This window comes from Actinomycetota bacterium, assembly GCA_018333515.1.
GTDB lineage: Bacteria > Actinomycetota > Aquicultoria > Aquicultorales > Aquicultoraceae > Aquicultor.
In genome coordinates, this window is record JAGXSZ010000006.1 from 16,081 (window position 1) to 42,680 (window position 26,600).

Sequence of the window (26,600 nt, forward strand, 5' to 3'; positions counted from 1 at the left end):
TTTGCGAGATAGCCGCGGGTCGCTGAATCCGCGTGTCGAAGCGGAACTCTGTCCTAGCCTGGGATTTCCTTGTTGCGCTCATAGATGCGCTGAAGGCCGGTGAGCGTCAGCAACGTGTCGATTGCGGTAATACGTTTACACTCGGGCGCCATGAGCGCGGCCAGGCCGCCGGTCGCTACGACATGCTCGACCTTGCCCATCTCGTCTTCGAAGCGCTCCACGACACGGTCGACAAGGCCGCCGGTTCCTATCATCACCCCGGCCTGGATGCTCTTTCTGGTGTTCGTGCCGATTGCGCAAGTCGGATGGATCAGGTCGACCTTGGATAGTCTCGCCGCCCTGCCAAACAAGGCCTCGGCCGAGACTTCTACCCCGGGCGCGATAGCCCCGCCGAGATACTCGCCGCTCTTGCTTATCGCGTCGAAGGTCGTGGCTGTCCCGAAATCGACTACGATAAGCGGGCTGCCATAGATCTCTACTCCCGCGACGGCGTTGGCGATACGGTCGGCCCCCATCTCAAAGGGGTCGTCATATAGTATGGGTATGCCTGTTTTCGTCTCCGAATCGACAAAGAGCGGCTCCATATTGAGGATGCCGGTCGACATCTCGCGCAACGCACCGGTCACCGAGGGAACGACCGACGAGACAACTACCCCCGTAATGTCCTTGAACGTAAAGCCGGCCAACTTAAAGAGATCCGAGATCGAGACCGCGAACTCATCCGAGGTCGTATCGCGCCTCGTGGAGACGCGCCAACCGCCCACCAATTCCCTCTTCTTGAAGAGACCTAGAACCGTTTGCGTATTTCCAACATCAATCGTTAGTAACAAGCGTTGAGGCAATTACCGAGAACCCCCTTTATTTAAGGAAAAAATATAAACACCAACATTATAGCAGGAAGCCTGCGAGAGGTTTATATATAAAAAATAGATTTGCTTCTAAATCGATTACCCTACAAGCCTATCCATGTTGTAACATCCGGATTGCGAGGTACGGCGGCGGGTTCCGCCTCCGGATATCCCATCGGCAGGACGGCCACAAGCTCGAAATCTTTTAGTCCCAAGTGGACCATGATTTCGGACTCTATCCAAAGCGTCGATGTCAGGCAAACCGAACCAAGCCCCAGCGACCAGGCCGTAAGCTGCATGTTCTGGATAGCGGCGCCACATGCCAGCAAATCGATTCGGTGCGCGTAATCGCTCCTCCTCTTGCCCATATAGACAATGACTACGACGGGGGCTCCGCCCAGGTCTTGCGCGAACTTCGTTATCGATTCCTCGCTAATATATTGCGCCTCTCCCGGGTAAAGGGCGAGAATGTCCGCCAGATAGGCCGGGAATTTCCTCAAGATTTTGACGAGTTCATCTCGTTTTTCGCCGGCTACGACCATAAAGCGCCACGGCTGACTATTGAGAGGCGAGGGGGCCGCGGTGCCCGCCTCTATGACCTTCTCCAACATCTCCCTGGTTGCCGGCTTCGGCTGGAACTTACGGACGGTTCTTCTGGCGAATATAGCGTCTTCGAGACTGAGCGCATCTTCTCTTGCTTCTTTATCTATTCTCATAAGCCGCCCCTTTTAGATAATCCCGAATAATCTCGAAATATACTAGGTATTAATTCGAATATAATATATCTAATCGAAAAAGTCATTATCTAGCGAATCCATAAGAGTTGATCGGCCCGGGGCTTGGTGGTGATGTTAGCGGTGGGTCGACTTACCGTCCGCGAGGCCGACCTTCCTCGCTACAGCCGTCGCGGCGACCGCTTTAATAACGTCAAAGATTATAAACGGCGCGGCGCCGGCGAGAGCCGCCTGCGTAAGCGACATTCCGGTCACGAGAGCTAGCTGGGCGACACCGGGAACGTAAATGGCAACGATGCCCGCGCCCATCGCAACGGCCGGCCGCCATATGGAGCTTTCCCCTCGCGAGCCCAAGCCTATAGCGCCGACTACGATAGCCGCCAGGATGAAGCCGAACAAATACCCCCCTCTCGGTCCGACAAGCACACCGATTCCCGCCGTCCCGCCGGCAAAGACCGGCAAGCCGACGATACCAAGAAGGATATAGACGACCATGCTGAGCGCGCCGTATACCGGTCCGAGCACTAAGCCCGCGAGCAGCACGAAAAAGACTTGAAGGGTGACGGGGACGGATCCGATAGGGATTGCGACTATGGCCGTCGCGGCGGTAAGCGCCGCGATAAGCGCGGCTTTCGCCATGAGAGAGACGTTCAAATAACTCAGCTCCTTATTGTAAACCTTCTACATTATCCAGGTTTACAATTATATTAAGAACCGAGTCCGCGGTCAAGTATCCTATGTTTTGACTGTGACATCACCGGCGGCAAAGGTCCGGACCTCGCCATCCGCCTGACGTAGACGTATGGCGCCGAAATCGTCGACGCCCGCGAAAAGACCTTCTTCTACCCCTTGATGCGTGTCGAGAACGATATGCTTATTTACCATATTGCAGCGCCGCAGCCAATCGGAGAGGACTCCCTCCCAGTCCCCGGCGAGCAATCGGCGATATTCTTGCTCAAGCATCGAGAAGAGCGTCGCGACAAAGGGCGCCCGCGCTATCTCCCGGCCCGACACCTCGGCAAGGCTCGTCGCGCGCTCTCGCGTTTCAACCGGGATAGCATCCTTCGTGATATTGGCGTTGATGCCGAACCCTATGACGAGGTGCTCGATGCGGTCCGCTTGGGCGCTCAGCTCCAGCAGTATCCCGCATACTTTACGGCCCTCTATCAAGACATCGTTCGGCCATTTTATCTCCGGTGTAATATCGAGGGTTTCAATCGCCTTGGCGGCCGCGACAGCGGCGAGTAGTGTGAAGCGGGTCGTCCCGAGCGGCGCTAACGGCGGGCGTAAGATGACCGAGAGCCAAATGCCGCCGCGCGGCGAGGCCCAGCTCCGCTCGAGTCGTCCCCGACCGGCCGTCTGCGCTTCGGCTATGACGACGGTTCCCTCCGGAGCCCCGTTTTCCGCTAATTCCTTGGCGAGATTGTTCGTGGAGTCGACCTCTTCGCGGTGGACGACTCTAAGGCCTATGGTCTCGGCTCTAACGAGTGCCGCCAACTCCTCCGGTATGAGAAGGTCGGGAGAGGAGACAAGCCGGTAGCCGCGCCTTGGAGCCGCTTCTATCACATAGCCTTTAGTCCGCAGACCCTCTATCTGCTTCCAGATAGCCGCCCGCGATACCGACGCGCCGACAGCGAGTTCTTGCCCGGACACATAGCGATCTTTACGCTCCTTGAGCGTCGCTATCACCGCTTGTTCCTTTGTCCGCTCGACCACGTCTCCTCCTTATGATATACAGCGCGCTCAAGGCGATTACCACCGCTAGAACAATTAGACTGAAGTTACCGACGAGCTTGCTGAGCAGCCGCCAATTCTGACCGAAAAAGAACCCCAGTAAACCGATTCCGACCGTCCACGAGACGACGGCGGCTATGGTATAGATGAGAAACTTCCCGAAATTCATCTTCGAGGCGCCGGCGATGAGCGGCACAAAGACCCTGACCCCGGCCGCAAACCTTCCGATAAAGACCGTTTTTGGGCCGTGAATCGCGAAATACTCCTCGGCCGCGTCGATCTTTTCGGGCGATACCAAGCGTCCGCCATACCGCTTGATAAACGGGCGGCCGCCTTTCCGGCCGATTACGTATCCCGTGATATTGCCGAGAATCGCGGCTACGGCGGCTGTGATGATGACGTAGTAGATATTGAGATTCCCTTGTGCGGCGACGAACGACGCCAAAAGCAAGACCGTCTCCCCCGGGACCACCAGGCCAATTACGAAGAGGTTCTCCATCAAGAGAAACAGGAAGACAATATAATACCCGTACATATCGAAATAGCGGATTAGAAAATCCAGTATCTGAGCTTCGTTCAACTCCACAGCCTCTCAATCATCATCTCGACCTTCGACCGCCGAACCAGGCCGGCAACGACATCGAACCCTGTAGATATTAAAGTGGAAATAGCCTATAAACACAAGGGTACCGTCGGACAAATCCGCTTCCGGCTAGCGGCGATACCCCACGACCTCGAGCGATATGTCGAGCGGCTTCGCCGCCTGCGTTAGCGCCCCGACCGAGATGCGGTCGACGCCGGTTGCGGCGACATCGGCGATATTCGCGAGCGTAATCCCGCCGGAGGCCTCCTTGAGCGCCCGGTCTCCGATGAGCCCCACCGCCTCCCTTAAGAGTGTCGTGTCCATGTTGTCGAGCAGAATGATATCGGCTCGCGCCTCGACCGCCGCCCGCGCCTCGTCTAAGGTCTCCGCTTCGACCTCGACGACAAGGTTAGGGTATGCGTCGCGGGCCTTGCGCACGGCCGCTTCGATGTCACGGGTGACCCCGATATGATTGTCTTTGATGAGTATCTGGTCGTAGAGTCCGAATCGGTGGTTACGCGCACCGCCGGTTCGGGCGGCATACTTCTCGAGATAGCGCAACCCCGGCGTGGTCTTTCGTGTGTCCAACAGGTCGACGCCGGTCCCCTCAAGAGCTTTCACGTACTTGGCGACCTCGGTCGCGATGCCGGAGAGGTGCTGCAAAAAGTTGAGCGCGGTCCGCTCGCCCGCGAGCACCGCCAGCGCGTCCCCCGACACCTCGGCAATCCGGGTGCCCGCCTCGACTTGGGCCCCGTCATCGAAGAAAGCCTTGAACTCGAGCGCGTCGTCGAGATAGGCAAAAGTCCGCTCCGCCACGGCCAGTCCGGCAATCACTCCCGGACTCTTGACGAGGATCTCGGCGCGCACCTTCAGCCCGGGTCCGATAGTCGCCTTTGACGTAACATCCCCGGCCTCGCCAAGGTCTTCCCCGAGCGCGCGCGCCACCACTATTTCGATCTCCCGCTCCAGCAGATGCTTATCCGGCAACCATATCCTCCGCGTAACGATTTTCAAGATGTATCAGCCAACGGTCACTCGGCTCCGGGTAATCTTCCCGGTAATGGACCCCGCGCGATTCCTTACGCGTGAGCGCCGATTTTATCAGCAAACCCGCGATACACAACATATTTTGGAATTCGAAACCGGCCGGCTCCGTAAAACCGGCCTTAAGGATATCGTCTTTCCTGTTGACCTCGGATAGCGCGAACAAGAGGCCTTCTTCGTTGCGGACGACCCCGGCGTAATCGGTCATCAGCTTCTGGAGCCGACTCCGCTCCGCGGCGATATCGACATCGCTAACGGGTTTGTCCGCGCTATATCGGAACCTTATCTCTTCGACCGGCTGGTCCTCTTCGGCCGCGAGTTCTCTCATGACCGCCGTCGAGATGCGCTTACTAAAGACCAACCCCTCCAGCAGCGAGTTGCTCGCGAGCCGGTTTGCGCCGTGCACGCCGGTGCAGGAGGTCTCGCCGGTGGCATAGAGACCCGCAAGGTTGGTCTCGCCATTGAGGTCGGTTTTGACCCCGCCCACCGTATAATGCGCCGCGGGCCTCACCGGTATCAAATCCTTCGAAATATCTATGCCTACCTCCCGGCAACGGCTCCAGATATTGGGGAAGCGCTCCCGCAGTATCGATTGCGATATATGGGTGGCGTCGAGATAGACCGGTTTATCGTGACAACACTCCATCACCCGGACCATCTCTCTGGTCACGACGTCTCGCGGCGCCAGCTCGGCGAGCGGGTGCCTGCCGACCATAAAGCGCTCGCCGTCGCAATCTCTAAGATAAGCCCCCTCGCCGCGCAAAGCCTCGGTTATGAGGAACCTCGGCATCGCGTCACGGTCGAGCGCGGTCGGGTGGAACTGGATGAACTCCATATCGGCGAGGACCGCTCCCGCGCGGTAAGCCATCGCTATGCCGTCGCCGGTCGATATCGTCGGGTTGGTCGTCACCGAATACAACTGCCCCGCTCCGCCCGTCGCCAAAATCACGGCTTTGGCGAAATGGGCGACCATGCTTCCCGTGGGCTCATCGAAGGTAAGCACTCCGACGCAGCGCCCTTTATCCACCAGCAGGTCTACCGAGAACCTGTGCTCGAAGACCCGGATGCTCTGCCAGGCGTTAGCGGTTCGAATCAGGGTGGCCTCGATCTCGCTGCCGGTCGAGTCGCCCGAATGGAGTACCCGCGCCAGCGAGTGCCCCCCCTCCCTGGAGAGGCCGATGCGGTCGCCCCGCCAGTCAAACTGCGCGCCCATGCTAATCAGGTCGCCGATGCGGTCGGGACCTTCGCCCACCAGAACGCTTACGGCCTCCCGGTCACAGAGACCGGCGCCGGCCTCGAGCGTATCCCTGAAGTGGAGTTTCGGAGAGTCTTCCCGGCTGACTGCGGTCGCGACGCCGCCTTGGGCATACCAGGTGGCCGTCTCTTTGAGTTCGCTTTTGGTGACGACCGCCACATCGAACTGTTTCGAAATTTCGAGCGCGGCGGTCAAGCCCGCGATGCCGCTTCCGACAACCACCGCGTCGGTGAAGACCTTTTCGATATTGTCCGTATCGTAATTTACTAAATATCTGGGAATCATATTCGCAAACTTCTCAACGATGATTATGCGCGAATAGCGCGTGTTGCCTGCTAAAACCGGAACATCTAGACTATCTCGAGCATCCGGTCGATAGCCCGTTTCGCCCGCGCCGCGATATCCTCCGGAACCGTTATGACATACTCCATGTCCTGGAGGGACCATAAGACTTTTTCCAGAGTTATCCGCTTCATATTTGGGCAAACCGAGCGCTCGGAGCCTGTGTAAAATATCTTGCCCGGATTTTCCTTCTCCAGGCGATGGATTATCCCCATCTCGGTGCCGATGATGAATTCCGTATCGCTCGACGCGTTGACGTAACGGAGGATTCCCTCGGTGCTCGCCACCGCATCGGCAAGCGCGATGACCTCCTCTGTGCACTCGGGATGGACGACTATCTTGGCGTTCGGATGCGCCTCTTTGCGCGCGGTGACAGACTGGGCGGTAATCCGGCGATGGGTCGGGCAAAAACCGTTCCAGAGAATTATCTTCTTCGAGGTCTGCGTCGAGACATAATGCCCGAGATGTTGGTCGGGCGTGAAGATTATCTCATCGGAATCGACGGCGTTGACGACTTTTACGGCATTGGCCGAGGTGCAGCAGTAGTCGCTTTCGGCCTTGACCTCGGCGCTGGAATTGACATATGTGACGACCGGCACCCCCGGATGCTCGGCCTTGAGTTCTCTTAGTTTGTCGACCGTCACCATATCGGCCATCGGGCACCCCGCATCGATATCCGGTAACAGCACCGTCTTTTGAGGCGAAAGAATCGCCGCAGTCTCGGCCATAAAATGAACGCCGCAGAAGACGATGACATCGGCGTCGGTATCCGACGCCTGCCTGCTCAAACCGAGGGAATCACCGACGAAATCGGCTATGTCCTGAACCTCGCCTATCTGGTAGTTGTGAGCCAGTATTATCGCGTTCCTCTCTTTTTTCAGCCTGAGAATCTCGTTTACTAAATTTTCACCGCAATCCAAGACAGCTAACACCTCTCGCTTTTATTTAGTCGCGCCCTTGCTTTTTATTTAGTCACGCCCCCGCTCTGCCATTATAGCGTTATAGCGCCCTCAATCCAAACTGCCGATTATTTTGACCGCTTGACCTTCGATTCCGGCGAGACGCTCACTTACCGCACACCCGCTCGGCAACACCAGCCGCGGCGCGATATCGCCGAGCGGCGCCAGCACGAACGCCCGACTCTCCATCTCCGGATGAGGAATAACCAAGTCCTTCTCCGCAATCAAGGCGTCCCCGTAGAGGAGGATATCGATATCGATGGTTCTCGGGCCCCAGCGCTCGCCCCGGACTCTGTGGAGCCGTTCCTCGACTCGATGTGCCATGTTTAGCAGCTCTCGCGGGGATAGACTCGTCTCGATACGCGCTACCATATTGTAAAAATCGCCCTGCTCGACGCCGCCGACCGCGACCGTCTCGTAGAGCGGAGATAGTTTTTCGACGGAAACCCCGTCGCTCTCGCCTATTATTCTGAGCGCTTCTTTGAGGTTGCGACGACGGTCACCCAGGTTGGAACCTAAGCCGAGATAGGCTTCGACCGACCCGGTCACGAACCCGCCCCGCCGGTTATAGCGTCGACGACGGTCGCCGCCCGGCGTGCCTCTTTCACATCATGTACCCTAACGATGCCCGCGCCCTTGGATATTGCGTAAACGATTGTCGCGAGCGTCCCCTCGAGGCGCTCTTCCGCCGGCGCATCGAGTATCGTTCCGATAAACGCCTTACGCGACGTGCCGATAAGAATCGGGAATCCCAGGCTCTTAAACTCCGATAAGCGCCGCAACAGCTCCAGGTTGTGTTCGAGGGTCTTGCCGAAACCGATACCCGGGTCGACTATGATATTGTGCTCGGCCACACCGGCCGCTATCGCCTGCCGCGCCTGCCCGTCGAGCCGGTCGATGACTTCGGCGACGACATCTCCGTAGACCGGGTCTTGCTGCATATCCCGGGGCGTGCCCTTCATATGCATTATAACAACCGGAACGTTTCGCTCAGCCGCGAGCGCTATCATCGCCCCGTCGCGAAGGCCGCCTATATCGTTGATGAGCGATGCTCCCGCATCGAGCGCGCTCCTCGCGACGTCGGGTTTGTAGGTATCGATCGATACCGGGACATCGATTTCGGCGGATAACCGCTCAATCAGCGGGACGACCCGCTTGAACTCTTCATCGAGACCTACCTCCGCCGCCCCCGGACGCGTCGACTCACCGCCGACGTCGATGATATCAGCCCCTTCGCTTACCATTCGCTTCGCTTGTGCGAGCGCGTCTTCCAAACTGAAATACCGTCCTCCGTCAGAGAACGAGTCGGGTGTTACGTTGAGGATACCCATGATGTGCGTTCGCGACGCCAATTCGAGCGCAAACCGGCCGGCCTGTAAGACAGGTGGTTTCTTTGTATAGCTTTCGAGCGTTTTCTCGATGTCTTTGGCGAGCGCCGGCAGGCCAAACGGTTGCTTGGAGAGCTTGTCGAGTAACGCGTCGAACTGCTTGGCCGTACCCATGAGAATCATATCGATTTTTCTCGCGTCGAGCATGTAAAGCTCATACGGTGCGGCGGCTTCGCCGCCTCGGGCCAGCATCTCCTGCTTGATTATGTTTGCCGCCCTACAGTCGATACCGGTAATCTTGACCAACCGGTATATCCCCTTCGGGGACATGATATCGATGCCCTCCGGCGACACGCGCATCATCTTCAGCGCTTCGCGCACAGCTTCTACCGAATCGATATTTAAAACCCTTGGCCGCATCGACCGCCAACCCCCCTACTTAAAGGCCCTATTTAAAGGTCGTTATCTAAATACTATTCGCAATGAGCGACAGCGCTTCGGAGCGAGCCGCTTTCTTTCTGAACTGGCCGCGCACAGCCGAGGTGACCGTAGTCGAGCCCGGCTTCTTGACGCCGCGCATACTCATGCAAAGATGCTCGGCTTCGATGACGACCATGACCCCTTGCGGGTTGAGCGCCTCTACCATCGCGTCCGCGATTTGCGTCGTCAGCCGCTCCTGAACCTGGAGCCTCTTAGTCAGCACGTCGACGACGCGCGCCAGCTTGCTTATCCCTGTGACTCTCCCGTTTTCACTGGGGATGTATGCTACATGCGCCTTCCCGATAAAGGGCATCAAGTGGTGTTCGCACATCGAATAAATCGGAATGTCCTTGACCATAATCATCTCATCATGTTCCTCGCCGAAGGTAACGCTTAAGACCGCGACCGGGTCTTGCTCGACGCCTTGAAGAATCTCTTCATACATTGCCGCGACGCGACGCGGCGTGTTGAGTAAGCCTTCGCGGTTTAGGTCTTCCCCGACACCTTCCAGGATGAGCCTAACTCCCTGTTCGATCTTCTCCCTGTCCAATAAAGAAACCCCTTTCAGAGCAATTGCCCGGCATACCATATTATGTCACAATTCCGACGATTTGCGAATATGGGGAAACGAAAGGCCACTGCGGTAGTGGCCTTTCGTTAAATTCTAATCATCCGGCTTTTTTAGAAGCCTTCGGTTTCGAGATTATCCTTCGGCCGGCCTGAGTTTGCCGGGAATATCGACTCGTTCTTTTTCTTGCTCTTTGCCCTTGGCGGGAGTTTGTTCCTCAGCCGGTGTAGCGCTGCCGGTGCTCTCCTTTACTTTGGGGGCAAGCTCTTTGCCGTCGAAAATAAGTTCCAGCTCTTCCCGCTCGAGAGTCTCTCTTTCTATAAGGTACTTGGCGATACTTTCGAGAAGGTCCCGCCGCTCGGTCAAGATAGTCTTCGCTTTCTTAAACGCATCGTCCACAATTCGGCGAATCTCTTTATCGATCTCGAATGCTATCTCTTGGCTATAATCGGGGTGCGACGCGAAATCGCGTCCCAAAAATACCTGTTCCTGTTTTTGGCCGAGCGTAAGCGGCCCGAGTTTCTCGCTCATGCCGTACTCGCAGACCATCTGTCGCGCGACCTTGGTCGCCCGGCTCAGGTCGTCGTGGGCCCCCGTTGTAACGTCATCGAACCTCATCTCCTCGGCGACCCTGCCGCCGAGAAATACCGCGAGCTTCGCCGTAAGTTCCGCTTTTGAAACCAGGAACCGATCCTCGGTCGGAAGGGTCAAGGTGTATCCGAGCGCCCTTCCTCTCGGGATAATCGATATCTTGTGAACCGGGTCGGTGTCGGGCAGCTCATGCGCTACCAGCGCGTGACCTGCTTCATGATAAGCGATAATCTCCTTTTCATGCTCGCTGATAAGACGCGTCTTGCGTTCCGGCCCGGCCATGACCCTGTCAATCGACTCTTCAAGCTCGCGCATGTCGATCTCCTTCTTTCCGTGGCGAGCGGCGAGCAACGCGGCTTCGTTGACCAGGTTTGCAAGGTCGGCTCCGGTGAAGCCGGGGGTTCTTCGCGCCAACACGTCCAGGTCGATATCTTTGGCGAAAGGCTTGCCTTTGGCATGTACATCGAGAATACCCCTCCGGCCATTCAAATCCGGCCGGTCGACGATTATTTGACGGTCGAAACGACCCGGACGAAGGAGCGCCGGGTCTAAGATGTCCGGCCTGTTCGTCGCCGCTATCAATATAACGTTATCCTTTATATCGAACCCGTCCATCTCGACCAAGAGCTGGTTGAGAGTCTGCTCTCGCTCATCGTGCCCGCCGCCCAGACCGGCGCCCCTGTGCCTTCCGACCGCGTCTATCTCGTCCATAAATATGATAGAAGGAGCGCTGGTCTTAGCCTGCTCGAACAAATCACGAACTCTCGAGGCGCCGACGCCGACGAACATCTCTACGAAGTCAGAGCCGCTAATCGAGAAGAACGGCACACCCGCCTCCCCGGCGACCGCGCGCGCCAACAGCGTCTTTCCCGAGCCCGGAGGCCCGTAGAGCAAGACACCCTTCGGTATCTTCGCGCCCAGTGCCTGAAATTTCGCGGGATTTGCGAGAAAATCCTTTATCTCCTCGAGTTCCTCCACGGCCTCGTCGGCCCCGGCGACGTCTTTAAACGTCACCCTCGGCTGCTCTTTTGTAAGCCGCTTCGCCCGGCTCTTGCCGAACGACATGACCTTGTTGCCGCCGCCTTGCATCTGCTGGAGCATGAACAACCAGATGCCCAATATGAGCACGAACGGCAAGAAGCTTAGCGCAATCGACCACCAAACGGTCTCTGTCTGCGGGTCGACCTTGACGACAACATTGTTGCGCCTCAAACTTTTGACCAGCTCATCATCGTTTTCGCTATAGAAGACGGTAAAGTCGCCGCCCTTCTTATAGTCGGCCTTGTAATTCCCGTCAATGCGGTTGTCCTTGTCGAACACCTCGACCTTCGCCACCCGGCCCTTGTCGACCTGGCTGAGAAACTCGGTGTAGACCAGCTCCTCCGGCTTCGCACTGGGCTTAAGACCCTGTATGACAACTAGAACCACCAGCAACATCATGATGAACCAAAAGCCGGCACTTCTAAACAATTTCTTCAAAAAAGCTCCTCCTTATTTTTTCTTTGCTTAAGATGCTATCACAACTACACCCGCCGGACAATTTACACGAGCCCGTCGTCCTCATAAGCGGAACGCTTGAGCGTCCCGATAATCGGAATATTTCTATACTTCTGAGCATAGTCCAGCCCATATCCGACGACAAAGGTGTTGGGGACGGTAAATCCCGAGTACTTCGGTGTTATCGGAACCCGCTGCTTGCCCTCCTTGATGATGAAGGAACAGACCTCGAGACTTGCCGGACGGCGTGAACTCAAGTTCTTGACCAAATAGTTGAGCGTAAGCCCGGTATCGAGTATGTCCTCGACAATCAGGATATGCCGGCCCTCGATATCATCGTCCAGGTCCTTTAAGATTCGAACTACTCCCGAGGTGTTCGTCGATGACCCGTAACTCGATATCGCGATAAAGTCCGTCTCCATGGCTATATGAACTTCACGGATAAGATCCGCCAGAAAAACAAAGGCGCCGCGCAAAATTCCTACCATCAAGAGATTCTTGTCGCTGTAATCCTTGCTTATCAAAGCGCCGAGTTCCTCGACCTTCGATCGAATGTCATCTCTGGTAACAAGGACCTCGTCGATGTCGTTCGCGAGGATTTGTTCCATAATTTCCGCCTTCATCGTCTCTCCAATCATTCCGACTTCACAAATAATACAATTCGGTCGCAACACGCTGTCAAGAGATACTCCTTAGCTGCCGAAGCCGCCCCTCGGATAATGCCCGGTTTCAGCCGCGCCATTTATTATCAAAGCCGCGTTGCCTGTCGCGCTCGACCATTCTATATCACCAAACGGAACAGGACAAACGGCCTGAGTTCAGATTCGCAGCAGCCGTAGGGCCAAAACTTCTTTCGTCCGCTCGGTGACCCTGAACGAATCATCGATTCGAAAGCCGGCCACCCATGCAATTTTACCATTCGATTCGATAATGGGCACCCTATTCCGCTCTCGTTTCGATATTTTTTTATCGACAAATAAATCCTGTAATTTTTTCTCACCGGTCATGCCGAACGGCCTAAAAGAATCTCCGGGCCGCCTTACGCGCAACTTCAGCACCGAGCCGACGACCGCGGCGTCGAGATACGCAATATCACCGTCGCGCCCAAAGACAAGCCCCGCCGGTTCGGTCAGTTCCGCCTTTATCTCGACCCCTAGCGCGTCGATTCGCGTCACACCGGGAACCTTAAGCTCGATCGATTCGAGCCGCAACGCCTCAAAGAGCGCTCTTTCGCCGATGACCAGCTGCCCATACTCGACTCTCGCTATTATTTGCCCCGGTAGGTCTATCTCCATGCGCCCGGACCCATTTCGCAGGCCGCGGAGAATCGCGTCGACGTGCTTAAACTCAATACCCCTCAAATCGCCTTTGGCCGACCTGATTGCCAAGCGAACAAGCCTGCGCTCAATCGCAAGCGGCTGGTTTGTGATTTCGACTATCGGCAGTCTCGCCAATCCAGGCTCTCTTTGAGCGTGCCCGCTAAAGACACCGGCGACTATTTCTTCGATAAACGCTTGGTCTTCGCGGACAATCTCGATCGTGTTTAGAAGCGTCTCTCGAAATTTCGGGTTGTACTCGCCAAGAAGGGGTATGAGTTTGTGCCGGATGCGGTTTCTTAAGATAGACTCGTCTTGGTTTGAAGCGTCTACCCTGTATTCGAGGGAATATTCCTCGATATACCGGAATATCTCGCTCTTCGTCTCATCGATCAACGGCCTGATGTATCCGTCCCGGACCGGCTTTATCGAGCCCAGACCTCCGAGGCCCGAGCCTCGGAGCAAACGTATCAAGAAGGTCTCGACCTGGTCGTCGGCATGGTGTCCCAGCGCTATCCTATCGATGCCCAGCTCCGCCGCCAGACGCTCCATCTCCCGGTAGCGGGCTTCGCGAGCGGCCTCTTCCAACGAAAGTCGCTCCCGCTCCATAAGCAGTCGCGCATCGGACTCGACAAGTATGGCCTTTAAGCCCATGCCGGCGGCGAATTCGCCCGCAAACCGCGCATCGGCATCGGCCTCGGGCCCACGCAGTTTGTGGTTGAGATGAAAGACAATTATATCTAAGCCTAATACCGGTTGGAGTCGTTTTAAAACATGGAGAAGCGCAACGGAATCCGGACCCCCGGAGACCGCAACGAGCACGCTTTCGCCTCCGCGAAGCATACCGTGGTTGTTAATCGTCTTCAGAACGCGGTCGAAAAAGCTTGCGCCGACCAACGCTATCACCCAGCCCAGCCAGAATAAAAAACGCCCTCGCGGGCTCCCCAATATCTTCCGTTGCCTTTACAAGTATAATGGCTTTAACGGCTCCTGCCAAGTCCGGCACCGCCTCGACCCGCCCTTACAACTACTCATCGCGGCCGCTCGATGGCCGAAACGCTACGCGGCGCCTACCGGTATGTAGACGCCGCGTTCCGGTTATTACCATAAATATGTGCCGCCGGCTACCAATGTCGACCGCGACTTAGGGCTCCAACCTTTTAGCGAAGACCGGCTTGCCGTCTTTGATGGTCATAATAACGCTGCCTTTGACCGGGTTGCGGTTTTCATCGAAGGTGAATTTTCCGGTGACGCCCTCAAAGTTCTTTATCCCCGCAAGAGCGGTCGCGATCTTCTCGGGCCTGGTCGAATCAGCACGCTTGACGGCCTCAAATAAAAGGTGCATCGCATCATAGCTGAGCGCTGAGGAAAACTCCGGTTTGGCGACATAGTCACCTTCATATAGTTCGACAAAATCCTTTACTTTTGGATTGGGGTCGTCCGCGGAAAAATGCGCCGTATAATAGCTTCCTTCGGCGGCCGCCCCGGCCTCTTTTACCAAGCTAAACGCGTTCCAAAAATCGGTACCGAGATATTTCGCCGTGATATTCAACTCGGCCGCCTGCTTCATTATCAAGCTCGAGTTGTCGTCATAGTCGTTGAGTAATATAACGTCCGGCTGTGCTTTGGCGACTTCTTTGAGCTGTGCGGAAAAATCGGTGACGCCGGACCCATACGACTGAACCGTCTCGACCTTGCCCCCGTGTTCAGCCAGCGCTTTTTTGAAACTGTCCACTAACGCCTGCGCATCCTGGTCTTCAGTATTGAATATGACGGCGGCTTTCTTCGCCTTGAGGTCGCGCCCGGCGAACTTGCCGAGCATCGTTCCCTGGTATGTGTCGACGTAGCAGGCCCTGAAGATGTACTTGCCTATCGCCGTTATATTCGCCTCGGACGAGCGAATCGTAATAAGCGGCACACCGTCCCGGTTCGCGACCGGAGCCGCGGTCAAAGCCGACTGTGTCGTGAAAGGACCGATTATCGCGGACACGCGTCTGATCTGCGTATATTCGTTGGCTATATGCGATGCGACATTCGGATTGGAGGTGTCATCGCCGTCGATGGTCTCGACTTTCATACCGAGCAGACCGCCTTGGGCGTTGATTTCGTCAACAGCCAGGTCGATTGCCCGCTTGCTGAGTACACCGTACACCTCCAGCTCGCCCTTCATCGGCAAGATTAAACCTATCTTGATAGTCTCTTCGCCTTCCGACTTTGTCGGGACCGGCTCCGAGCAACCCGATAAGACCATAGCGCTAAGAATCGAAAACAAAACGAGCGAGGTAAGAAATATACGTTTGAACACGTGGCCTCCTGGAAGTTTAAGGATTTACATGCGCGGATACGCTTTTCACATCTCACGCGCGCAAGTAACCAAATTACACTGTTCGACCATATAATACGCTCAGTTTACCTATAAGTCAAAATATGCTGCGCGAGATAGAATAACACGGTCGGCTCGGAATAGTTCTAGGGTGTAGGTCAAAACGTTACAGGAAAGGTTGGCTACCCGACTCTCGCCGGGACTTCCACGAGTCCTAACTTTATCGCACGGAGTATGGCCTGGGTCCGGTCGCTCTGTCCCAACTTTTGCAGAATGTGACTGACGTGCGTCTTTACGGTCGTCTGGCTTATCCACAATCTCTCGGCAATATCTTTATTTTTCAAGCCCTTAGCCATCAGCTCAAGGACTTCCAACTCGCGGTCGGAGAGAATATCGGCGGAGAATTCGCTCTTGCGGCTGATAGCCGGCGCCAGCAGCTTGTCGGCGACGCCGGGGTCGAGGATAGTCTTCCCCTTATTGACGGCATCCAACGCCTGCACAAGGTCACACGGGGCGATATCTTTTAATACATAGCTTGAAGCTCCCGCCTTCATAGCGCCTTGGATGTCCTCCGCGTCATCGAAGGTCGTCAAAATAACGACTTTTACTTCGGGTCTTAATTCTTTTATCCGAGCGCAGACCTCCACGCCGTCGATATCGGGCAAGCGCAGGTCGAGCAAGACAACGTCGAGGTCGAGCGCCCGCGCTTTATCGATGGCCATGCGCCCGCTAGACGCCTCACCGACTATCTCGATACCGTCTTCGATTTCCAGAACCGCTTTCAGACCCTGGCGCACCAGTTCATGGTCATCGACGATGAGAATTTTGACTCTATCCAACACATATCTCCTCGACCGGTAGGCTGACCCGAATCGCGGTTCCGCCATCGGGACCACTCGCGATCCTAAGTTCTCCCCCTTGCTCAACAATCCTTTCGCGCATGCTCATAAGGCCGAAGGTTTTTCGTTTTTCCGCCGCCGCAAGCGCGCTATCGACATCAAAACCCCGCCCCTTATCTCTTACCAGTAATTCGACCCTGTCTTCCATGTACTTAAGGGAAACCATGAAATTATCGACCTTAGCGTGTTTAGCAATATTATTAGTGGCTTCCTGCACAACCCTGTAAATCGCGGATTCAGCGCGTGGCGGCAGGCTGCGCCGTTTGCCGTAAGTCCGCAGACGACCAGCGGACCCATTGAGTTTGTTAATCTCCTCCAAATGAAAGACGATCGCGCCGATTAGGCCCATGTCCTCAAGGTTCTTCGGGCGCAAGTCATATATGTAGCGCCGCAATTCAGCCATGCCCTGCGATGCGACGGCTTGCATCTCGCCCATCTTCTCCTTGACCGACTGAGGGTCATCATCTATCTTCTTCCGGCACACCTGTAAGTTGAGCACCAGACTGAAGAGCGATTGCGCCAGCCCGTCATGCATCTCCTTCGCGATACGATTGCGCTCATCGGCAACGAGCAGTAGCTGCGCCCGGTTAACAAGACGCGCGTTTTCAATTGCGACCGCCGCGAAACCGGCTAGGATTTTGAGCGCCTCGATGTCATTTTCGGTAAATCCTTTGTCGTATGAGTTCATCGCGGAAAGAAGCCCCACCGACCGGTCTTTGACCTTTACCGGAACGCACAAGAGCCAAGAACCGGCGTGCCCGGCCCCCTCGGGCGCACGCGCGATAAGTCGTTCATTCCCGCCGGCCATGACATCATCCGCGATATCCGCGATTTGCAGCCGCCACCACGATTCCGGATGCTCGCCGCGACTTCCCCGCACGGCCGCCAGATGCCGGCTGGACGCGCGTTTATTCTCGTCGATATCGATGAGATGCAAGACCGTCTTCTCGCCCTTGATAATTCGCTTAGCTTGGTCGACCACCGACTCGAGGATATCGTCGAGAAAAAATTTTGAGGATATCCTCGAAGCCACGTCATAAATGGATGAGAGCGTATCGATATTCGCTTCAAGCCGTGAAGCGGTATCTTTATGCCGCTTAATAATAAGGGACACCTGCGCAAAAAAGACCGCTATAATATACAAAGCCGCGATATAGGCGACATTATTAAGAAAACCATAATAGGTCGACGCGGCTACAAGGTCGGGCGCTTGGGTAAAATACCGCGCCGTAATGAAAAATATGGCGACTATGGTGGCGCTCGACAAGCCGGCCCTACCGCCAAAGAGAAAAGCGGATAGCAGCACCGAGCCCGCCGCGTAGGCTCCAAAACCACTCAATGAGGCGCCGCTGAAAAACAGCAACCATCCGCAAGTAGTCGCATCGAGGACTACGAACAATCCGCGTCCGCCGACTCTTCGCAGCGCCGAAAATGTTACCAATGCGGTGTGGGATACGGCTGCGGCTGTAATGAGCAACCCGTCAAAACCCGGCGTCGATCGAGCCGTATAGACATAAGCCAGCGCCAACACCAGCGTAATCCATCTGAGCACTATGATGAGCACACGCTCATCATAGTTCTTCTGTGTGAAATCCAACCGCCGCAGGTAATCCAAGACCAATCCCTTATTAGTCGCAACCGCGCTTATACTACTAAATCGACCTTAGACAATAGTATCTTAAGCGGGATGGGCGAGATCGAATCGGGTATTCGGAGAGCCTTCAGACAACAACGGTCGGCCGGCACAGAAAATTCCCCGTCGGGCAACCTGGAACAGCGAAAACAAGTATGGCTCTGTCGATTGAGATTGGTCGACTTGACAAGCTGTTAGCCTAAGGCATGCTCTCTGCCGGAGGCTGATGTTTAGACCGTCCGCGGATATGTTTGAGAAGTTATGCCGAGCAATTTTGCCCGGTAAATACTGCAGGAGCCGCAACGGCTCTTGTCGTTTCGCCTGCAACACGGGATGTCCTCTGAGTCCCAACAGTTTGTGCCGTTCTTATACGCCGCGCAATTGTGGTAATGGCTCGCCGGGCATCTCCTCAGGTCTGCGCAGATACACTTCCGCTTTGAACTGAGTTCATATACGTTCAAGTAACACCTCCACACACCAGGTGCGATATCTTAGCATGCGCTTTATGGTAACAATATACCATATTTTGGCATAATATGTAAGCACTTACCGGCATATTTCTCGATTGCCGGACAACCGAACTCTAGAAAGATCGCAACAACTCTCCCCTTCGGGATTTCGGCTCAATAAAGCACTCACCTCGCGCAAAATCGACATCGAAACCTGCTGTTGAAAACTGCGTAAAATACGATAAAGGGAGGCGCGGAGATTAATCATGCGACCGGCAAGCCAAAAAACCGACATTATTGCCTGTCCGCTATTGATGAGTCGAAGAGCACACCGGGTTGGACGTAAGCACCGCTGAGACAAGGCTCGTGAGGGTTACCGCCGCACAATAACTAACGACCCGGCTGCACGGCGATCCCTTGTTCAAAGATGACCACCGCAACCGAGATAAATAAAATCAAGGCCGCTATAAGGATTATTACCGCTGCGTTTCTCATTGTATGTCGCATAAAACTCCCCCATAACAATATGCTATATCAAGAGAACAGTCGATGTACTTCCTGTAACTATGATACTATTGTTACTAAGAGATTAAACAAATAATTATTGCCTGTCAATAATTCCGAGCATTTTCGTATGATTATTATTTTCAAGAGCCTTCCCCCGCATGCGCTTGAAGTACCCGGTAGTTATCGGCAACACACTGCACGCAAGGGGTCATCCTTAGAATAGCTCCTTAGCCGCTTCAAGAAGGGCGTTGAGCGACCCCGCAGTCGTGTCGCCGGAGGAGATAGCCTTAAAGGGGGGAGGAAGAGCTCGGCAGCAGGACAAACCGGAAACCCTGAAGGAGAGCTTTTGAAATGAGAGCTTGAGCCCTTCCTCAGTAAAGTTATCGGCATGCCCCTCGACAACCTACACGTTTTTATTATAAGCAGGTCGCTAAGGCGCGGGCTAGAGCTGCTCCAGCATATCTTTCGGACTCATTATTTCGGTTATGCGAATTCCGAAGTTATCATCGATAACGACGACCTCGCCCCTCGCGATTACCTTGCCGTTTACAAGAAATTCGACCGGCTCGGAGGCCAATTTATCGAGTTCGATGACCGAACCCCTGCCCAACCGCAGTATGTCGGATATTGTCATCTTTGTCTTTCCAAGCTCTATCGAGGCATCGAGCACTACGTCGAGGAGGAGCGATATGTTGTTCGACCCTTCGCCGACTGCGCCTACACCCAACACATCGAAAGCAGCCGGCTGCAAATCTCTGACTTGAGGAACCGCTTCCCGTATAAACACATCTTCATCATCTATTATCGAAGGTATTTCGGTTTCGTCCAGGTAAACGACTCCTTCGGTTATAGCTCTGCTCTCCTTCACCGCCTCATCGCCGGCTGCGACCTCAATATCATCATCCGCCAAATCCTCAGAAGCATCTTGAACAGCCGTGGCGGTGTCGCCCGCTTGCGCGTCGCCCAAGAGCATATCGATGATTTGCCCGCCAAGTTCAGTCGGGATGAGATAACCGGCATTCGCCCCCGCGCCCGGAAGGGTCAATTCCGCTGAAGCCAGCAAGAGATTCCCGTCCGGGTACATAAAACTTATGCTCTCTAGGCCCGATTCATCTTGGAGAATCAAGGTGTCGATGACAGCACAATCGATAGTTCGACCCATGCTCTCAGCGAAATTGCTCATCGCTTCCGAAATCGCGCCGCCTATAATATCTTTGAGATTCTCAAGAATCGCATCGTCATCCGCGCCGATGTCCTTTGCGCTTTCAGGAATCGCCAGGTCGAACACGGCTGGGAGTCCTTCTCCGTTAACGTACAGAAAGAGTTGCCCGTCAAGACCGGATGAACAACTAAGCTGTATCAACAGAACCGGGACCGGCACCTCCGTCGCCAAGCTCTCGAATTTCGCCACATCCACAACGGACGGGCTCATGCCGACATCGTCCCCCAACTTCTCGCTAAACAGCTTGGCGAGAGACGCGGTCATCAAGTCGCAGATTTCACCAACAGCACTTTTTTCGATCTCTGAAAGCCCTACTGTTTGCTTTTTTTTACTCATACCGCGCCTCTCTTCACTCAACAGTCGTAGTCGTCTTTACGGCCAATCGTTTCCCGATGAGGCCCGGTCGCGCGAGAAACTTGAGCCTTCCATTGACCAAGACTCTTATATCATTGCCGGCGGATGTGTCAAGCTCTATGGCATCACCCGGTTTGAGCGCCAGCAAGTCTTTGACCGTCAATTTCGCCCGGCCAAGCTCTATCGAGACGGGCAGCAACACCTTGTTGAGGCTCTCCTGGACATTCGCGCTTTCGATATTCTCGCCGTCTTTTTGCTCGAATCTCGCCGAAAACCACGTCTGGCGCGTCAGCTTCGCCATGATGGGTTCGAGCGTTAGATACGGCAAGCAAATACTCATTGCCCCAGTCGCCTCGCCGATTCTGACTTCGAGCGTCGCCACGGCGACGATTTCGTTCGGCGGGACGACTTGGAGCAATTGCGGATTGGTTTCGAGAGACTCGATGTTGGGCTCGACGTCATAGATCTCAGACCACGCCATCCTAAACGCCATCAAAGTCCTGTCGGCGACCTTGCGAATTATCCCATGCTCGATTTCGGTCAAATCGCGTATCTTGACCGGCTGGTCGCCGAGACCACCAAGCAACCTGTCGAGTATGAGAAAGGTCAACTCAGGACTTATCTCCAGAACCGCGCTCCCCGGAAGGCTCTTCATTGTAAACGTAATAAGGGAACTGGGTGTGGAAAGTCCTTCGAGATACTCCTCGAAAGACTGCTGTTCGACGGAGGCCAGACTAAAGTTGATACTTTGTCGAACATAAATAAAAAGAGCTGCTTTTAGGTGGCGCGAAAAGCCCTCATAAATCAGCTCCATGGTGCTTAAATGACTCTTTGAAAATTTATCCGGATGCCTAAAGTTATATATGCGAACGTGCCTAGAACCGGCCGGTGCCGGCGAAATCTCTTCCTCAAGATCGAGCGACACGCCCGAAGACGATGCTGTCAATAATGCATTGATCTCATCTTGTGAAAGCGTTCCTGCCATGGCAAACCCCTACAGCATCTAAGATAAAAATATTACTGCATAATGAACGTAGTAAAGTAGACACGTTCAATTTTACCATAGCCGAGCAAAGAGTCTACCGACTTTTTAATCTCTTCCTTAAGCTTCTCCCGTCCTTGGTTATCCGCTATCGCGTCGATCGACTTCTCGCTTAAGATCGTTAAGACCGCATCATTGATCTGGGGTTTGCGCTCTTTCACTTCCTTTTCCAGCTCAACGTTCTTGCCGTCAAGCTCTAAAGCAATCACTGTTTGCAGGTAGTTCTGCCCTCCGGCAAGATTTACGGTAAAGGCATCGAGAGTTATGAATTTACCGATTACGACCTCTTTTTTCGTTTTCTTCTCGCTTGCTTCCTTCTCTTTGCTTTCACCGCCTACCGCTTTAGTTATGACGAGGGCGGTCCCAACGGCAAGCAATATCACCGCTAAAATGATGATCGGTATTTTGAGCCCTCCAAGTTTTGACAGAAGACCGGCCTTCTGTGGCTCCGGAACTACTTCCAACTGGGAAACCTCTTTCGCTTCACTGACAGCTTGCTCTACGGCCATTCAAACATCACCTTTTCATTCCTTAAGTCATTGCCTTGGTTCTTGAATATTCAACGTCGGGAAGAGAACTACTATCTCGACCCGGCGATTTTGAGCCCTGTTCACATCGCTGGAATTTGGAGCGACGGGTTTGTACTCGCCGTAACCGGATACCGCCAAACGCGACGACTCGATGTTTTGGTTTTCCACAAAAAAGCGCAGAACCGAAATGGCGCGCGCCGTTGATAACTCCCAATTAGAGGGAAACTGCGGCGTGCTTATCGGCAAGTCACACGTATAACCCTCAACCTTTATCGAATAGTTTGTGGACGCCAAAGTACCGCCGATTATTTTGAGCGCCGGATACACCGGCGGCCGCAATTCCGCTTTTCCCTTTTGGAAGAGAATACTTTCATTTAACCGAATCACCAATCCCCGCTCGGTCACCTCCATCTCGATGCTGGAGCTTAACGGAGTACCCTCGAACTCCTTCGTGAGCTGATGCTTCAGTTGCTCCATGGCCCGAACCTCGGTTTGCGGAATACCGATTTTCGATTGTTTCTTCAAATCTTGAATAGGCGAGCGCTGTCCAAGGCCCTCCGACTGCTCCGCGGGGTCGCCGCTTCCGGGCGACACGACCTCGAATTTCTCGGGCATATCCATTACTTTGAACTGCCTCCCGTTGCTGCCGGTCATGGCTTCTTGTATCGAACCTATAGCCGTGCTGAATTTCTTGGGGCTTACTACGGAAAATGAGAAGAGCATTACGAAGAAGACTAGAAGAAGTGTTACCATATCGCCATAGGTTACTATCCAGGCCGGCGCCCCGTTTCCGCTAGCCGGGGGCCGTTTCAACCGGCGTCTCATGTTCGGCATAGACCCTCCGCTCTCTTATGTTATCGACGGTCTCTCGTCCGTCCGGAGCTAGAAACGACTTGAGTTTTTCTTCGATCATCCGCGGGTTGTGGCCCGCCTGCACCGCGAGAATGCCTTCGAGTATTAGTTCTTTGCGCAGGACTTCCTCGGCACTCCTTACCCCGAGCTTGCCCGCCATGGGGGTTAGGAAGAGGTATGCCAGGAGCGCCCCGTATAGTGTCGTAAGAATCGCGACCGCCATACCCGAACCGATCTTTGAGGGGTCGTTAAGCTGGTTCAACATCTGAACCAGACCGATCAAGGTCCCGAGCATTCCAAACGCAGGTGCGTAAGAAGCCATGGCCTCTATAATACTTTTGCCTTGCGCATGCCGCTCCGCGACATATATAATATCGGTCTCCATGACCTCTTGTACCAATTCAGGGTCCGCGCCGTCGATAACGAGCTGCATGCCTCGCTCAAGAAAATCGTCGCCTATCTCATTAATATCCTCTTCCAGCGCGAGCAGACCCTCTTTCCTGGCGCGCTCGGCAATCCTTACCATCGTCGCTATCAATTCGGCCGAATTCAATTTTGGGTCCGAAAACGCTTTCTTAACAATTTTCATTACGCCGGCCACATGGCCGACCTTAAAATGAATTAGAGTGGCCGCCAAGGTCCCGCCAAAGGTGATAAAGATCGACGGCAGGTTGAAGAATACGGCTATATCTCCTCCCATTACGATGGACGACGTAATCAAGACAAGACCGATAATAATACCGATTATAGTTGTGATATCCACAAACGCACCTTCTTCACGCGAAAAATCGCACTATTTTGCGAGCCTCGAGTCCGGGTGGTCGTCGGAATGGGAGGTGTGCGCAAGATTCACTATCAATCTAGGCCCTCCGGCCTTTTTGTAGTGGTCTTCCGCCATTGCGGTGATTTCGAGCGGTGACTCTTTTACGAGAAACTTTTTGTTCGTTATAAGGGTTACTACCGTGTCGGGGTTTGCTTCTATTACTTCGATTAGATTTGCGTTTACTGTTAATTCGCTTCCATCTATCCGTGTCAACTTAATCACTGGTCTACCTCGCCAATCTAGCAATCATTGATACGATAACGACCTAATTTAAACTACTGCTTTTCAAGCTACGATTATTCTTATCGGCAAGAATACCCGCCGACCTTAGTAAAACGGAAGGGCGGCAATGCCGCCCTTCCGCAGTGATATTATGCCGCTAATTTGCGGTCTGTTTTTAATCGTTAGAGACTACCGCTTAAGATTGACCAACTCCTGCAACATCTCGTCGGATGTGCTGATGATTCGCGAGTTCGCCTGGAAGCCGCGCTGGGTGATGATCATATTCGTAAACTCTCGAGAGAGGTCGACATTTGACATCTCCAGCGAGCCCGAGACGAGCGTTCCGTTCGCGCCGGTCGCCGGAGCGCCGTAGTGGAGTTCACCCGAGTTGTTCGACTGCTTAAACGCGTTGGCGCCCGCCTTCAAGAGGCCGGCCGGGTTGCCGAAGACACCCAGCCCGACCCTGGCAAGCTCTTGGTTCATACCGTTGGTAAACGTTCCGGTGATGACACCGTCCACACCGATAAAGAAGTTCTCAAGAACACCCATCGGGAAGCCGTCCTGGTACCGGGCGGCGATATCGGATTTATCCGAGGCGAACTGGATTGCGCGTGCAAAATCGAGGGCGACGTTAATCGCACTCGCGCCGTTGCCGGGGTTAACCACAAGCGCCGGGATAGTCGAGCCGGTAGGCGGTGCTGTAAGGTTGATAGAGCCGTCTGTGTTAAACTTTAGCGTACCCGTACCGCCACTCGTTATGCTTGTCGGCGCTACCGTCGTGATGGCGTAGTCCCAGGTGTTCGCGGTCGCGTTTTTAGTAAAGGCAAAGGTTAGGTTGTGGGCGGTACCCTGGCTGTCATAGACCTGAACCGTCGCGTTAGCTTTGTAGCCGGTTATCTCGTCCGCATCGAGATTGCCGGTAAACGTGACGTTCGATGTGGCTTTCGCCAACATCAATTGGCCCATTGGGATATTGATATGCGTCGGCTTCATGCTTGTATCGATAACGGTGGGCTTAGCGGCGTTGTTGCCCTTCGTCCAACCCATGACATAGTAACCGGTCGCGGGGTCGACGAGGTCTTTCTTAAGGTTGACATCGAACGCGCCGACCCTGCTGAACACCTTTCCCTGGCCGGTATCGAGAACGAAGAAACCGTCGCCCTGGATTGCGAGGTCGGTTGATTTTCCGGTCGACTCGAGCGAGCCCTGGGTCATAAGCGTATCGACTGAGCGGACCATCATGCCGAGACCGACCTGGTGTGCGTTAGAGCCGCCGAGGCCCTCCGACGGGGCGCTCGCCGCCTTGGTCAACTCGTAGACCATATCCTGAAAGGTTACGCGGCTACCCTTAAAGCCGACCGTGTTGACATTTGCGATGTTGTTACCTATGACGTCCATGCGGACCTGGTGATTTCTAAGACCCGATACCGCACTAAACATTGAACGCATCATAGCGCATCTACCTCCTAAATAATCCGTAGTTATTAATAATCTCGCCCGTGGTGAACCGGCCTCGATTAGCCGCCTCTGTCAATCGGCGACTACGAACTTCCTCAGAGAGGTCCAGTTCAAAACAACCTACATAATCACGGCGCTATCGATGTTTGTGAAAACGTTTTCCTTCAAGTTCTTATCATCGACCGCTGTGATAACGGTTTTGTTCTTTATGCTCACCACGAGAGCTACATCATCGACGAGCACCAGCGACTCACGCGCGCCCTTGCTCGCCGCCTTGTCCACACCGGTATGAAGCCGGCTTAGCTGTGACTCGGTCAGCTTGATATTCCGCGCCTCCAACCTGGCCCTAGCATGGGCCGAGAACTTGAGTTCATTGCCGATTTCTTCCGTCAAAACATCTTTAAACGATGGTCCCTGGGTGGCCGCAGTCTTTTTGACCTGCTTTTTGTCTCCCTCTATCCGCTCTATCGGCCGTATAGGTTGCCGGTGCACGAAAATCTTGTCTGTCACGTAAATCCTCCTTTCCCTAAATATTCAAGGCTCTTCCAGTTGCTAGGCGCTAATCTTAGTTATCGGCGCCTGGGCCGCTTTCTCGTAGATTCCGGCAATCTCGCTCAGGCTTAATTGCTGTGACCCTACTACGAGTCTCGGCTCGCCTTCAACATAGCGAACCTCCTTGACGGCTCCGGATATGGTACCGTCTGGCGTAACGCCATCGACTTCCTTGCCTATTAAGCCGCTTGCCTGGGTCATTTGCGACCATTTAAGCATCTTGTCGACCTTGTCATTCAAGTTCTGCATCTGCTCGAGTGAGTTGAATTGAGCAAGCTGCGCGATATACTCGGTGTCTTTGACCGGCTCAAGCGGGTCTTGGTGCCGCATCTGAGTTATCAGAAGCTGCAAGAAACTGTCTTTGCCGAGTCCGTCTCCGAGCGTCATGGTCTTGTTTTGGCCGCTCTCGACAACTGTCGAACCGGCCTGGTAGACTGCGCCTACCGTCATAATAA

Annotated in this window: 26 protein-coding genes; all 26 read right to left on the reverse strand. The window is 54.5% G+C overall.

Annotated elements, in window-relative coordinates; genetic code table 11:
• Positions 1-53 precede the first annotated feature (53 nt).
• The 26 genes from KGZ93_01705 to KGZ93_01830 all read right to left on the reverse strand — a co-directional run bounded on the left by KGZ93_01705 (position 54) and on the right by KGZ93_01830 (position 26,595).
• Positions 54-830, reverse strand: a complete 777-nt coding sequence (locus KGZ93_01705; GenBank protein ID MBS3908343.1) for a type III pantothenate kinase — start codon at positions 828-830, stop codon at positions 54-56.
• Positions 831-952: 122 nt separating this feature from the next.
• Positions 953-1,564: a nitroreductase family protein gene (locus KGZ93_01710; GenBank protein MBS3908344.1), complete on the reverse strand. Its 612-nt coding sequence runs from the start codon at positions 1,562-1,564 to the stop codon at positions 953-955.
• Between the two features lie 135 nt (positions 1,565-1,699).
• A complete protein-coding gene (locus tag KGZ93_01715) occupies positions 1,700-2,221 on the reverse strand; it encodes a biotin transporter BioY (GenBank protein ID MBS3908345.1) in 522 nt (173 codons plus the stop codon).
• A gap of 96 nt (positions 2,222-2,317) precedes the next feature.
• On the reverse strand, positions 2,318-3,298 hold the full coding sequence (locus tag KGZ93_01720) for a biotin--[acetyl-CoA-carboxylase] ligase (protein ID MBS3908346.1): 981 nt from the start codon (positions 3,296-3,298) through the stop codon (positions 2,318-2,320).
• Positions 3,246-3,902, reverse strand: coding sequence for a DedA family protein (locus KGZ93_01725; GenBank protein MBS3908347.1), 657 nt, complete (start codon positions 3,900-3,902; stop codon positions 3,246-3,248). Before KGZ93_01725 ends, KGZ93_01720 begins: the two co-directional genes overlap by 53 nt.
• A 126-nt stretch (positions 3,903-4,028) precedes the next feature.
• Positions 4,029-4,892 carry a carboxylating nicotinate-nucleotide diphosphorylase gene (nadC, locus tag KGZ93_01730; protein ID MBS3908348.1) on the reverse strand — a complete coding sequence of 288 codons (864 nt, stop codon included), beginning with the start codon at positions 4,890-4,892 and terminating at the stop codon, positions 4,029-4,031.
• Positions 4,876-6,483 (reverse strand): L-aspartate oxidase, encoded by a 1,608-nt coding sequence (nadB, locus tag KGZ93_01735; GenBank protein MBS3908349.1) that lies wholly within the window; start codon positions 6,481-6,483, stop codon positions 4,876-4,878. The genes nadC and nadB overlap by 17 nt, the downstream gene beginning before the upstream one ends.
• Before the next feature lie 65 nt (positions 6,484-6,548).
• Positions 6,549-7,460, reverse strand: a complete 912-nt coding sequence (gene nadA / locus KGZ93_01740) for a quinolinate synthase NadA (protein MBS3908350.1) — start codon at positions 7,458-7,460, stop codon at positions 6,549-6,551.
• Between the two features lie 90 nt (positions 7,461-7,550).
• Positions 7,551-8,048: a 2-amino-4-hydroxy-6-hydroxymethyldihydropteridine diphosphokinase gene (gene folK / locus KGZ93_01745; protein MBS3908351.1), complete on the reverse strand. Its 498-nt coding sequence runs from the start codon at positions 8,046-8,048 to the stop codon at positions 7,551-7,553.
• Positions 8,045-9,247 (reverse strand): dihydropteroate synthase, encoded by a 1,203-nt coding sequence (gene folP / locus KGZ93_01750; GenBank protein MBS3908352.1) that lies wholly within the window; start codon positions 9,245-9,247, stop codon positions 8,045-8,047. Before folP ends, folK begins: the two co-directional genes overlap by 4 nt.
• Before the next feature lie 46 nt (positions 9,248-9,293).
• Positions 9,294-9,857 (reverse strand): GTP cyclohydrolase I FolE, encoded by a 564-nt coding sequence (gene folE, locus KGZ93_01755; protein MBS3908353.1) that lies wholly within the window; start codon positions 9,855-9,857, stop codon positions 9,294-9,296.
• A 153-nt stretch (positions 9,858-10,010) separates the two neighbouring features.
• Positions 10,011-11,906, reverse strand: a complete 1,896-nt coding sequence (gene ftsH, locus KGZ93_01760) for an ATP-dependent zinc metalloprotease FtsH (GenBank protein MBS3908354.1) — start codon at positions 11,904-11,906, stop codon at positions 10,011-10,013.
• Between the two features lie 101 nt (positions 11,907-12,007).
• On the reverse strand, positions 12,008-12,571 hold the full coding sequence (gene hpt / locus KGZ93_01765) for a hypoxanthine phosphoribosyltransferase (GenBank protein MBS3908355.1): 564 nt from the start codon (positions 12,569-12,571) through the stop codon (positions 12,008-12,010).
• A 210-nt stretch (positions 12,572-12,781) separates the two neighbouring features.
• The gene (gene tilS, locus KGZ93_01770; protein ID MBS3908356.1) at positions 12,782-14,185 is read right to left on the reverse strand and encodes a tRNA lysidine(34) synthetase TilS; all 1,404 of its coding nucleotides are present in this window, start codon (positions 14,183-14,185) and stop codon (positions 12,782-12,784) included.
• 238 nt (positions 14,186-14,423) lie between these two features.
• Complete coding sequence (locus tag KGZ93_01775; protein MBS3908357.1) at positions 14,424-15,584, reverse strand: ABC transporter substrate-binding protein; 1,161 nt, start codon at positions 15,582-15,584, stop codon at positions 14,424-14,426.
• 200 nt (positions 15,585-15,784) lie between these two features.
• Positions 15,785-16,489, reverse strand: coding sequence for a response regulator transcription factor (locus tag KGZ93_01780; GenBank protein ID MBS3908358.1), 705 nt, complete (start codon positions 16,487-16,489; stop codon positions 15,785-15,787).
• A complete protein-coding gene (locus KGZ93_01785; GenBank protein MBS3908359.1) occupies positions 16,434-18,116 on the reverse strand; it encodes a GAF domain-containing sensor histidine kinase in 1,683 nt (560 codons plus the stop codon). The genes KGZ93_01780 and KGZ93_01785 overlap by 56 nt, the downstream gene beginning before the upstream one ends.
• Positions 18,117-19,532: 1,416 nt before the next feature.
• Positions 19,533-20,648 carry a flagellar motor switch protein FliN gene (fliN, locus tag KGZ93_01790; GenBank protein ID MBS3908360.1) on the reverse strand — a complete coding sequence of 372 codons (1,116 nt, stop codon included), beginning with the start codon at positions 20,646-20,648 and terminating at the stop codon, positions 19,533-19,535.
• A gap of 13 nt (positions 20,649-20,661) precedes the next feature.
• A complete protein-coding gene (gene fliM / locus KGZ93_01795) occupies positions 20,662-21,651 on the reverse strand; it encodes a flagellar motor switch protein FliM (protein ID MBS3908361.1) in 990 nt (329 codons plus the stop codon).
• A gap of 32 nt (positions 21,652-21,683) precedes the next feature.
• Entirely contained in the window at positions 21,684-22,217 is a 534-nt protein-coding gene (locus KGZ93_01800) for a flagellar basal body-associated FliL family protein (protein ID MBS3908362.1), read from the reverse strand.
• A gap of 27 nt (positions 22,218-22,244) precedes the next feature.
• Positions 22,245-23,072, reverse strand: coding sequence for a flagellar motor protein MotB (locus KGZ93_01805; GenBank protein ID MBS3908363.1), 828 nt, complete (start codon positions 23,070-23,072; stop codon positions 22,245-22,247).
• Positions 23,032-23,853, reverse strand: a complete 822-nt coding sequence (locus KGZ93_01810) for a motility protein A (GenBank protein ID MBS3908364.1) — start codon at positions 23,851-23,853, stop codon at positions 23,032-23,034. Before KGZ93_01810 ends, KGZ93_01805 begins: the two co-directional genes overlap by 41 nt.
• A gap of 30 nt (positions 23,854-23,883) precedes the next feature.
• Positions 23,884-24,135: a flagellar FlbD family protein gene (locus KGZ93_01815; GenBank protein MBS3908365.1), complete on the reverse strand. Its 252-nt coding sequence runs from the start codon at positions 24,133-24,135 to the stop codon at positions 23,884-23,886.
• Between the two features lie 189 nt (positions 24,136-24,324).
• Entirely contained in the window at positions 24,325-25,587 is a 1,263-nt protein-coding gene (locus tag KGZ93_01820; GenBank protein MBS3908366.1) for a flagellar hook protein FlgE, read from the reverse strand.
• Between the two features lie 126 nt (positions 25,588-25,713).
• Positions 25,714-26,103 (reverse strand): flagellar protein, encoded by a 390-nt coding sequence (locus tag KGZ93_01825; protein ID MBS3908367.1) that lies wholly within the window; start codon positions 26,101-26,103, stop codon positions 25,714-25,716.
• Positions 26,104-26,145: 42 nt separating this feature from the next.
• A complete protein-coding gene (locus KGZ93_01830; protein MBS3908368.1) occupies positions 26,146-26,595 on the reverse strand; it encodes a flagellar hook capping protein in 450 nt (149 codons plus the stop codon).
• Positions 26,596-26,600: the final 5 nt, after the last annotated feature.

Coding starts and splice junctions, on each gene's coding strand:
- KGZ93_01710 (MBS3908344.1), bottom strand. CDS start 1,564: ATGAGAATAGATAAAGAAGCAAGAGAAGATGCGCTCAGTCTCGAAGAC.
- KGZ93_01715 (MBS3908345.1), bottom strand. CDS start 2,221: ATGGCGAAAGCCGCGCTTATCGCGGCGCTTACCGCCGCGACGGCCATA.
- nadB (MBS3908349.1), bottom strand. CDS start 6,483: ATGATTCCCAGATATTTAGTAAATTACGATACGGACAATATCGAAAAG.
- folP (MBS3908352.1), bottom strand. CDS start 9,247: ATGCGGCCAAGGGTTTTAAATATCGATTCGGTAGAAGCTGTGCGCGAA.
- ftsH (MBS3908354.1), bottom strand. CDS start 11,906: ATGATGTTGCTGGTGGTTCTAGTTGTCATACAGGGTCTTAAGCCCAGT.
- hpt (MBS3908355.1), bottom strand. CDS start 12,571: ATGGAACAAATCCTCGCGAACGACATCGACGAGGTCCTTGTTACCAGA.
- KGZ93_01780 (MBS3908358.1), bottom strand. CDS start 16,489: ATGGCGGAACCGCGATTCGGGTCAGCCTACCGGTCGAGGAGATATGTG.
- fliN (MBS3908360.1), bottom strand. CDS start 20,648: ATGAGTAAAAAAAAGCAAACAGTAGGGCTTTCAGAGATCGAAAAAAGT.
- fliM (MBS3908361.1), bottom strand. CDS start 21,651: ATGGCAGGAACGCTTTCACAAGATGAGATCAATGCATTATTGACAGCA.
- KGZ93_01800 (MBS3908362.1), bottom strand. CDS start 22,217: ATGGCCGTAGAGCAAGCTGTCAGTGAAGCGAAAGAGGTTTCCCAGTTG.
- KGZ93_01805 (MBS3908363.1), bottom strand. CDS start 23,072: ATGCCGAACATGAGACGCCGGTTGAAACGGCCCCCGGCTAGCGGAAAC.
- KGZ93_01820 (MBS3908366.1), bottom strand. CDS start 25,587: ATGATGCGTTCAATGTTTAGTGCGGTATCGGGTCTTAGAAATCACCAG.
- KGZ93_01830 (MBS3908368.1), bottom strand. CDS start 26,595: ATGACGGTAGGCGCAGTCTACCAGGCCGGTTCGACAGTTGTCGAGAGC.